This is a genomic window from Mycolicibacterium pyrenivorans (genome assembly GCF_025821625.1).
Classification (GTDB): domain Bacteria; phylum Actinomycetota; class Actinomycetes; order Mycobacteriales; family Mycobacteriaceae; genus Mycobacterium; species Mycobacterium pyrenivorans.
Genome location: NZ_JACKSH010000238.1, coordinates 1 through 6,368, shown reverse-complemented (window position 1 = coordinate 6,368; position 6,368 = coordinate 1). Strand labels below are relative to the sequence as shown.

Annotated in this window: 6 protein-coding genes and 3 pseudogenes; 4 read left to right on the top strand and 5 right to left on the bottom strand. The window is 66.0% G+C overall.

The genetic code is table 11. From position 1 onward, the window contains the following. Positions 1 to 159: pseudogene (locus tag H7I57_RS26260) on the top strand (IS1380 family transposase); the annotation flags it as partial. Here H7I57_RS26260 and H7I57_RS26255 read toward each other — a convergent pair. Further along, a complete protein-coding gene (locus H7I57_RS26255; protein WP_264027190.1) occupies positions 106 to 270 on the bottom strand; it encodes a hypothetical protein in 165 nt (54 codons plus the stop codon). The pseudogene H7I57_RS26260 and the gene H7I57_RS26255 overlap by 54 nt on opposite strands. 73 nt (positions 271 to 343) lie before the next feature. Here H7I57_RS26255 and H7I57_RS26250 point away from each other — a divergent pair, with 73 nt between their 5' ends. Together H7I57_RS26250 and H7I57_RS26245 are read left to right on the top strand one after the other, a co-directional pair. Next, a complete protein-coding gene (locus H7I57_RS26250) occupies positions 344 to 829 on the top strand; it encodes an Hsp20/alpha crystallin family protein (protein WP_275081742.1) in 486 nt (161 codons plus the stop codon). A 161-nt stretch (positions 830 to 990) separates the two neighbouring features. After that, positions 991 to 1,906: pseudogene (locus H7I57_RS26245) on the top strand (amylo-alpha-1,6-glucosidase); the annotation flags it as partial. Between the two features lie 27 nt (positions 1,907 to 1,933). On the opposite strand, the gene H7I57_RS26240 reads toward H7I57_RS26245, so the two are convergent. Continuing rightward, entirely contained in the window at positions 1,934 to 3,103 is a 1,170-nt protein-coding gene (locus H7I57_RS26240) for an ISL3 family transposase (RefSeq protein WP_264027187.1), read from the bottom strand. Positions 3,104 to 3,233: 130 nt separating this feature from the next. Between H7I57_RS26240 and H7I57_RS26235 the strand changes: the two are divergent. Continuing rightward, positions 3,234 to 3,659, top strand: a pseudogene (locus tag H7I57_RS26235) (amylo-alpha-1,6-glucosidase); the annotation flags it as partial. 7 nt (positions 3,660 to 3,666) lie between these two features. On the opposite strand, the gene H7I57_RS26230 reads toward H7I57_RS26235, so the two are convergent. The 3 genes from H7I57_RS26230 to H7I57_RS26220 all read right to left on the bottom strand — a co-directional run bounded on the left by H7I57_RS26230 (position 3,667) and on the right by H7I57_RS26220 (position 6,287). Continuing rightward, positions 3,667 to 3,921 (bottom strand): hypothetical protein, encoded by a 255-nt coding sequence (locus tag H7I57_RS26230; RefSeq protein WP_264027188.1) that lies wholly within the window; start codon positions 3,919 to 3,921, stop codon positions 3,667 to 3,669. 251 nt (positions 3,922 to 4,172) lie between these two features. Next, positions 4,173 to 6,038 carry a DUF6079 family protein gene (locus H7I57_RS26225; protein WP_264027186.1) on the bottom strand — a complete coding sequence of 622 codons (1,866 nt, stop codon included), beginning with the start codon at positions 6,036 to 6,038 and terminating at the stop codon, positions 4,173 to 4,175. Continuing rightward, positions 6,039 to 6,287 carry a DUF7008 domain-containing protein gene (locus H7I57_RS26220; RefSeq protein ID WP_264027185.1) on the bottom strand — a complete coding sequence of 83 codons (249 nt, stop codon included), beginning with the start codon at positions 6,285 to 6,287 and terminating at the stop codon, positions 6,039 to 6,041. Between the last annotated feature and the right edge of the window lie 81 nt (positions 6,288 to 6,368).

The following is a 6,368-nucleotide window of genomic DNA, read 5'->3' as shown; positions in this document are numbered from 1 at the left end:
GGTCATCGCCCGCCGTGAACGCCCCCATCCCGGCGCCCAGCTGCGCCTCACCGACGACAACGGCTGGCGGATCACCTGCTTTGCCACCAACACCCGCGCGGGTGGTCAATCCCGGATCTCGAAGTCCGCCACCGCCAACGCGCCCGCGCTGAGGACCGGGAGCTCGGTGAATAATTCGGACAGCTCGGGCAAGCGCATCGCGCCTTCTTGCTCGAGCCGGAATCGGTACGGGGCTTCCTCGATAATCTTGATGCGCTTGGCCTCACTCACACATCCAGCGTCACCAGGCGTCACCAGCCGTCCCGACCCTATGACAGGCGAATCGCGTTCAGGGACACAGTCTTTGGCACCGCGCCGACCTGGGCAGCGTGGTCGCGTCGACCATCGCGAACGTGACCTCGACGCCGCCGTCCAGATCGTGCAGGTCGATGTCGACCGGCACTTCACCCTCGGTGAGTCGCCGTGCTCGAGGAGGTTATCTACCTCTTGGACCGACAGCCTGCTGCTGATGCGGCTTGAGGATGAGATGGAGGATGGCCGCTACGTGGTGCGCGCTGAAATCCCTGGCATCGATCCAGGCAAAGACGTCGACATCACGGTGCGTGACGGCCGCCCGACCATCAAGGCTGAACGGACCGAAAACGAGGAAGCCAAGGGCCGCTCGGAGTTCCGTTATGGCTCATTCGTCCGCTCGGTGATGTTGCCGGCAGGCGCCAATGAAGAAGACATCAAAGCCACCTACGACAAGGGCATCCTGACGGTCTCGGTGGCCGTACCTGCACTGGCGGCGCCGGCTGACAAGCACGTCACGGTGCAGGCGGCCAGCTGATCCGACCAACCCGCCGTTCCCTGAGCGATGCCTGGGACCGGCCTCGGCGGTGATGCGCCATCGCATCCAGAGTTGTGGGCCTTTGAAATAGTGAATTTCTGTTGCAGCCCAACGTGATTCGATTCGAGCAGAGATTGCGTCGACTAGCTTGGCTGACATCAGCCGGCACTGAACTTGTGCTCGGCGTCCTAGGGGATCCCGCACGCGGATTGTCCGTGATCGCGTCTGGGGACCCCACCGTGATACCGGGAGTGCTGTCGTGGCAGATCGTGCTGCCACCGCATCAGCGCTGGCAGACCCGAGATCGTCGAAACCGCCGGGTCTACCCGCAGACTCGAAGCGTGGCGTGACACCGCAACAGACGTGACAGCCGGTGATCCGGTGCTCGCCCAGGTGTTGCGCCGAACCGAGAGCGATCTGGGGGCGTTGCTGATCCGCGACGAAAACGCCGGCGCCGGGCCGTTCGTCGCGGCCGGGGCGCCCTGGTTTATGACGTTGTTCGGCCGCGACAGCCTGCTGACCGCGTGGATGGCGCTGCCGCTTGATGTTGGCCTGTCGATCGGCACGCTGCAGCGGCTCGCCCGGCTGCAGGGCCGGCTCATCGATCCCATGACCGAGGAGCAACCCGGTCGGATCTTGCACGAGCTGCGCCGCGGTTCGGGCAGCGGTGACTCCCTCGGTGGCGTCGCCTGCTACGGCTCGGTCGACGCCACCCCGCTCTCTGTGATGCTGTTGGCCGAGTCCTGGCGGTGGGGAGCCGACGGGGGTTCGGCGCGGTCGTTGCTTCCCGCGGCCGACGCCGCACTGGCCTGGGCCGACGAGTACGGCGACGGCGATTGCTTCATCGAATACCAGCGGGCCACCACCTGCGGTCCGATCCATCAGGGCTGGAAGGACAGCTTCGACGCGATCAACGACGCCGAGGGGCGCTTGGCCGAGCCGACCATCGCGCTGTGCGACGTGCAGGGCTATCTGTGTGCCGCGCTGCTCGGGCGTGCCGAGCTGGCCGAGGCGTTCGGCGATCCGGCGGCGGCCACCCGCCTGCGGGATCGGGCCGACACCCTGCGCGGGAAGTTTTTAGGGCTCTTCCGGGAAGTCCTTGGGTCATGGCGTGGCCGGATAGAGCTGTAGTCCGCCGAGGTGGAAGTAGATCGCGGTCTTGAAGTGCTCGCGGTTGCGGTAGCCGCGGGCCGAGACCTTGATCGCCTGGATGCGGGAGTTGAGGCCTTCGGCGCCGGCGTTCGTGATCGGGTGGGCGAAGTAGGACAGCAGCCCCGCCTCGTGGCGCTTCAACGTCTTCGCCGCGTCGATGATCGGTTTCAGCCGGCAGTGGGTGGCCCAGAAGTACCAGCGGGTGAAGTGCTTGGCACCCCAGCCGCGGCGCTGGTAGGACCAGAAGTGCCGCAGGCTCTCCTTGATCGCCCATGCCCGGGCGGTTTTCAGGTCACCGGACCGCAGCGTGGCGAAGCGGTCCTGGTGACGTTCGGGCAGGTTCTCCGCCGAGTACAGCCACAGGTACTTGCTGCCGGCCAGGCTCTTGTCGCCGGCCGCGGCCAGCGCCCGGTTCTCCTGCTTGCGCACGGTGTCCACGGCCTTGGTCAGATAGCCCATCAAGTGGTACCGGTCGAACACGATCTTGTCGTCGGCGTCGGTCAGGTGCGCGCGCACCGAGTTGGCGAACGGCTCCCACATGTCCATCGCCACCGCCTCGATACCGGCTCGCTGCTCGGCGGTGAACTTCTCGAAGTAGCCGTCCAGGCTGGCTTGGCGGCGTTCGTCAGCGATGAACTCCACCGTGCCCGCGTCCAGGTCGCAGACCACGGTGATGTAGTCTTGCCCCCTCCCGGCCGCCTTCTCATCGACCCCGACGTGGGCCGGCACGGCCAGCGGTTTGGCGGCCAGGCCGCGGGCCACGGCACGGTCCATCAGGCGCCACGCCTCGTCCCAGCTGACCCGCAGCAGCCCAGCCGCGGCCGCCACGTCGCACGCGGCAAGCACGTCGATCGCCAGCCGCTCGAACAACACGGTGTACCGCGAGTGCGGTTCGGCCCACGGCAGCCGCACCTGACGCACCCCGTGCTCGGGACAGGCCACCCGCGGTGCACTGGCGTGCAGGAACGTCAGAAACGCACACGAGTCCAGATGCCGCCACGCCCGCTCACCGGCATGGTCATACACCGCCAACTCGCGCTCGCAGTCCGGGCAACAGAACCGGGTCCGGTCAGGATGCTCGACCCACACGTCCACCCGGCCGCCCGGCACCGACAGCTCCACCCGCCCCACCCCTCACGGCGCTACCAGACCCAGCAGATGGCGGTACAACTCGGTGTCGCGCACACCGCATATCCTGCCGCCGAGCGCCCATCACGCCCAGACCGGACCCACGGAAACCCCGGAAGCGCCGTTTTTAGAAGCGTTTTGGCTTCCCGAAAGGGTTGGTACGCCATCGCTTTGGATGGCAGCAAACGTCGCGTCGACGCGCTGTCCAGCAACGTCGCCCACTGCTTGTGGACCGGGATCGCCACCGACGAGCACGCGGCCGACATCGTTGAGCGGGCTATCGCATGAGGAGATGGATTCCGGGGTCGGGTAGTGCACGCTAGCGACGACGATGGGCGCCTACAACCCGACGAGCTACCACGACGGATCGGCGTGGCCGCACGACACCGCCATCGCGGTGGCCGGCCTGATGCGATGCCGCCACGTGCCGGGCGCCGTGGCACTCGCCGAGCGGCTAGCGAACGGTCTGCTCGATGGGGCAGACGCCTTCGATGGGCGACTGCCCGAGTTGTTCTGCGGCTTCCCCCGATCGCGGTTCAGCCGGCCGGTGTTTCATCTTAGAGGTCCTGAGCGCATTTCTGGAACGCGGCGACCTGGCGGGCCTGATCCGGCGCTCGCTCGCGCACTTCGGCCAGCTGTTCATTGGGCGCGACGGCTACGCGACGGTGGCGCCGGAAAAAGCGGCGTCGTCCACTGCCTACAGCGCCTTCCTGGTTCTTGCCCTGGCGCGTTCGGAGCTTCCCGACGAAGTTGAGCGGCTCACACGGCTCGCCGACGGCATCGTCGGGCAGCAGAGACAGGACGGGTCGCACAAGGTCTTCTTCGACGATGCGCCGGACAGTGGCGAGGAACTCTATCCCGCCGAGGCCATGCTCGCTTCTCGAAGCCCACCGCCTGACCGGCGATACGCGCTACCTCGACAGCGCCGAACGCGGCTTCTCGCACTACAAGCGCGACTACTACGACCGCGGGCGCCTCGACCCCCACCTCCTCGTCTTCTTCGCGAACTGGCAGTCACAAGCGGGCCTGCCGGTCCTTCGGCGTACGTGGTCCGTCTCGACGGCTACCTCGGTCTTGCCGGCCCTGGCGTCGACCCGGACCAACTCGTGGCACACCTGGGTGCGACTTTCGTGCGGCCCGAGGGAGGTGTCGGCGGATCGTCTTCCACTGCGGGAAAGAACTTGTCACTGAAGATTGTCTCTTCCGGAGTGCCTTTTGCTTCGAGCAATGCGATGACGGCGTCGCACATCTCGGGCTTGCCGCAGACGTAGGCGTCATATGGGGCGCCGTCACCGATCCGACGCTGGACTCCGGTGGTTACTCGTGAGGGTTCACAGGGCCAGCCACATTCCGGCGAGGGTTTCGACAGTACCGGGCAATACGTCAGGTCGAGCAACCCGCAAAGCTCACCCATGCGGTCCTCGCATGGAAGCTCGGCGCCTACCCGAGCCCCATAGAAGAAAGTGAACTTGCGTTCGTCCCCGCACAGGGCCGCGTGCTCCAGGATTGACAGGATCGGCGAGATGCCGGAGCCGGTTGCCACCAGCAGAACGGGGCGGTCTCCCTCCCGCAGGTAACCGCCACCGAATGGACCCCGAACCCGCAGTCGAGTGCCCACCTTGAGCACGTCGAGCTGGCCCGAGGCGATGAGTGCCGGGGAGAACGGGTAGGTCAGTTTGAAGGCATCCGAGTCGGAACCGCGGTGCTGATCATCGGTGTTCATGCCGTCGAGCAGCACGTCCCACACCTTGCGGTTGCGGTCGATGGCGACGAACGCGTTGTCGAGGATCTGCTGGGCGTGGAGATCACGTACCCGCAGCAGTCGCTTGTGCACGATGTAGGGCAGGTTCTCGTCACCGAGGACGACATTGGCGAACCGTCCCGCCTGATGCCGGATGGCTTGTTCGGCGGCCTGCTGAGTGGCGCCGGAATCGGATCCCGTGGTGACCCACCGGGTCAGATCGAATTGGCGGGCCACAAACGAGATGACCGGCAGTGAAAAGCGTCCGCGGCTGGTCTCGACCAGCTTGGTGAGTTTTTGCACCTCGGTGTTGAAGCGTTCGCGTTCGGAGATGATGAAGGACAGCCACAGCATGAGCTCATCGAGCAGCAGCACCACACCGGCGTAGCCGAGGGACTTGGCGTGACCGGCGATCACCGCGAGGCCGTCTTCGAGCGGCAGCCAGTCGGTGTTGCGGGAGTAGCTGGTGAAGTAGGTGGCGATCAGCGCCTGCTGCAGCCGCGTCCGGATGTCCGGGTTGGCGTTGGCGGCGGTGGCCTCAGCGTAGGTACTCGGGTTCCAATCCGCCACCGACACATTGGCTTTGCCCCAGTCCACAGTGGCGCCGCTGGAGACCGACGAACCGTTGAGGGTGGCGAAGAACCTCTCGTCACCCACCTCGGCGCGACGATTGTCGGCGTCGGCGAACAGGCCGCCGGCAGCATGCAGCACCGGCGGTGCGGTGTCGGGATGTAGCTGCGCGATCTGACGCAGGTATTGGCCGAACAGGGCGGCCTCGACACTGTCGGCGCCGAGGAAATGGAAGGTCAATCGCAGCAGCTTCTTCTGCCCGATCGTCGTGTGCTTAGCGATCGTCGGCTGCAGTTCGGGCACCGCGAGTGCCTGCGGAGCGTGCCCGAGGATCGCATGGAGCACGGCCATGAAGTGCGACTTACCGGACCCGAACGAGCCATCAAGGAAGGCGGCCTTATTCTCCCCGGTGCGCAACCCCTCGTCGACCACACCGAGCGCCACATCGAAGGCCTCGGCGAGCGCCGGGGTCACCACGTAGGAGTCGATGGTCTCCGACAGCTGTTGATCGCCCACCGAATCCGACAGCTTGAGCACGTAGTCGTTGCGCCCCTGCGACGCTGTGATATCGAAGACCTCACGCAGCGTGTGCGCGGGCGCTCCTGCCCCAGGAAACATCTACCGCCCCTTCGTCTTGCGTCCGCGCACCGGAACCGGGGGCCCCGACTGGCCCAGTTCACTCACCGGCACGCCCACCTGCTGCGCCTTCTCCAGGAGCTGGCCGTTTAGGTACTCGTACAGGTCGACCCCGAGGTTCGGATCTAGACCGCTGTGCCACTGCTTGACCCACGGCAAGACCTCCGCGATGCCGGCGACCACCGGCACCAGCCGTTCGCGGTCCACCCCTTCGGACCTGACTTCGGACATGGTCTCCGAGATTTCGATCCGTTAGTTCTGTGACCTGTGGGTTTGCTTGCTGGGGCGTGTTGTTTGGGGTACTAGGCGGGT

What these genes read in the sequence shown, in the direction of transcription:
- H7I57_RS26225 (WP_264027186.1), bottom strand. Translation starts at nt 6,038, where the DNA reads ATGTTTCCTGGGGCAGGAGCGCCCGCGCACACGCTGCGTGAGGTCTTC.
- H7I57_RS26220 (WP_264027185.1), bottom strand. Translation starts at nt 6,287, where the DNA reads ATGTCCGAAGTCAGGTCCGAAGGGGTGGACCGCGAACGGCTGGTGCCG.